Raw genomic sequence first — 2,449 nt, forward strand, 5'->3', positions numbered from 1 at the left:
AAATGCCGAGCCGCTCTGCGTCGGCCTCCGGCTGGGCGGCAAGAAAACTCAGCGCCGCCTGGACGTCGGCGACCCGGCTATAGGGCGCCAGCCGCGCCGGCGGCCCCTCGCTGTCGCCCCAGCCCTTGTAATCGAAGGTCATTACGACGTACCCGGCAGCGGCGATGATCTTCGCGATGTCGGGCAGGTACAGGTTGCGCACGCCCATATAGCCGGTACACAGCACAATCCCGGCGCGCTTCTCACCGGGAAGGGAATCCTGCGGCAGAAAGAGATCGCCGGCGAGCTTGACGCCCTCGCTGTAGAAACTGATCGGCTTCGGCATCCTTCCCTCCTGCACTCCGGCCGAAGTGACCGGCGTGTCTTGCCCCGCTCCGGTCGTTCCAATACGGCGGGCGTCGTTCATTTCGCCGCCTCTAGCGTCGGCGCTGCCGGCGCGATCTCCTTGAGGCGCGGCAGCACCTCCTTACCGAAGAGCCGAATGCTCTTCTCCGACTCGGCGTGTGTCATGAAGCCGGTGCGGCCGATCATCGTGAGATGGCCGAAGCCGCCAACGTCGTGATAGAACTCCTTGATTTGTGCATAGACGCTGTCAGGGCTGCCGGCGAACATAATGCCCTGCGCCATCGCTTGATCGGCAGTGATCGAGAGGAGCTTAGCGGCGTTCTGGTGCGCTGAGGAGACGCCTTTTTCGGGCTGGGCTGGATCGGCCTTGGGCCGTGTACGCCACGCTTGGCCAGCAACCTCGGGCGGTGCCGTGCCAGGCAGGAGCTGCGCATATTGCGGGGCTGATTTAAGGCTCGTGTGAAGAAACCACAGGAGCTTTTTGCCGACCTCCATACCCTCCTCGTCGGTATCACCGACATAGACAAAAGCACTGTATGCGAAGTTGTCAGTGGAAGCCGGAGGGAGGCCCGCCTCGGCGCGCGCCTTGCGATAGGCAGCGTAGGCGCGCCGCGTCCCTTCGTGTCCGCGCAATACGAGGGTGTGAACCATACCGCGACGGCCAACCTCGGCAGCGGTGTGCGGGTCGCCTGTCGCCGCCCACATCCGCAACCGCTCCTGCCAGGGGCGCGGCCAGATGTTAACGTGGCGGTGAGTGAAGTGCTTGCCCTCCCAAGAAAATGGTCCGTTATGGTGGGTTAGAGCCTTGGAGACCAGGTCGATCGCTTCCCAGTATCGCTCGATATTGTTGATCGGGCTGGCGTTGGCAGAAGCATGCTCGGTGCCGCCTGATTTGACGAAGCCGAGTTCGAGCCGGCCACGCGAGATAACGTCGGCGGTCGCGTATTCCTCGGCGACGCGCACCGGTTCGCGGCGCAATGAAACTAGCGTGCCGAGGCTCAGGATGCGCGCTTTCCGCGTCTGCCGTGCGAGAACGCTGACGAGCATTGGATTGGCGCCGAGCAACGAGTTGATGCCGGCATGATGCTCCGTCGCACAGACGTTGAGCCCCATCTCGTCGCAGAGGAGATACTCGTCGATGACTTCCTCGAAGAGATCGGCGGCGACGCGAGGATCACACCAGCGATTGGGCAGGCTTGCGCGCACCGAGTCGGTGGCATCGAGCACGCCTTGCGGCACATGGGGATACGGCACTTCGCACATCCACCAGGCGTCCATCGGAGCCTCCCAAGCGTTGGCGGCCGTCAGCGGCCGAGGAAGTTGACGATGAGATCGGCCAGCGCTTCCGGCTGCTCGATCTCCGGATGATGGCCCGCCCCATCAATCAGCTTGAACTGCGCGTTGGGGATCAGTGCGGCATAGCCGTGGCCGTAGTCAGGTGAAACGACGCCGTCCGAGGCGCCCCAAGTCACCAGCGTCGGCAGCGCGATCCGCCCGAGCCAACGTTTTAGCTGCGGGTTGTACATATAAGGCTCCCAGCCATAGAGGCAGAGCGCCTCCCAATCGCGCGCATGCCGGGTAAGTGCTGCGTCCGACATTGCGTCGAAATCCGGAGCCGCGCGGTCGGGATCATGCCAGCTGCGCCGGCGGACCTGATCCGGATGCGTGTTAAAGACGTCGAGAATATCCGCCGTTTCGCGGTCCCCCAGTTTGATACCAATAGCATCGATGAGCACGAGGTGGTCGATGCGGTGCGAGCACGACGCTGCAATCTCCGCAGCGAGCCATCCGCCGAAAGAAGCGCCGATGACCGTGACCTTGTCGTCCGGGAGACCGTCAAGCAACTCGCCGTACAGGTGGACGAGGTCGTAGACCGTCTCGAAACCATCCGGCCGGGTGGAAGCTCCGAAACCTGCATGAGATGGCGCGAGAACCGCGAACTGGCGCGACAGGAGTTCGAGAAAGCGACACTCCGGGTCGAGCGGGTGAAAACCGTGCAGGAAGACGATCGTCCGACCGTTGCCCCGGCGAACAATCTCAAGATCGACATCGCGGATTCTGAGCCGATCGCCGAGCGGCGGCGCGTCATTCATTGCTTTCTCCC

The 2,449-nt window shown here is 63.3% G+C and carries 3 protein-coding genes; all 3 read right to left on the bottom strand.

Annotation, left to right across the window (positions count from 1 at the left end):
- Nucleotides 1–325, bottom strand: a 325-nt coding sequence (locus VFL62_RS11185) for an alpha/beta hydrolase (protein ID WP_325172437.1), incomplete at its 3' end; no start/stop codon positions are given.
- A gap of 77 nt (nt 326–402) precedes the next feature.
- Nucleotides 403–1,623: an LLM class flavin-dependent oxidoreductase gene (locus VFL62_RS11190; RefSeq protein WP_325172438.1), complete on the bottom strand. Its 1,221-nt coding sequence runs from the start codon at nt 1,621–1,623 to the stop codon at nt 403–405.
- 26 nt (nt 1,624–1,649) lie between these two features.
- Nucleotides 1,650–2,449, bottom strand: an 800-nt coding sequence (locus VFL62_RS11195; RefSeq protein ID WP_325172439.1) for an alpha/beta hydrolase, incomplete at its 5' end; no start/stop codon positions are given.

This window comes from Bradyrhizobium sp. (genome assembly GCF_035701725.1).
Classification (GTDB): domain Bacteria; phylum Pseudomonadota; class Alphaproteobacteria; order Rhizobiales; family Xanthobacteraceae; genus Bradyrhizobium.

Bases quoted from the DNA above. Each gene is read 5' to 3' on its own strand.
- VFL62_RS11190 (WP_325172438.1), bottom strand. From the start codon at position 1,623: ATGGACGCCTGGTGGATGTGCGAAGTGCCGTATCCCCATGTGCCGCAA.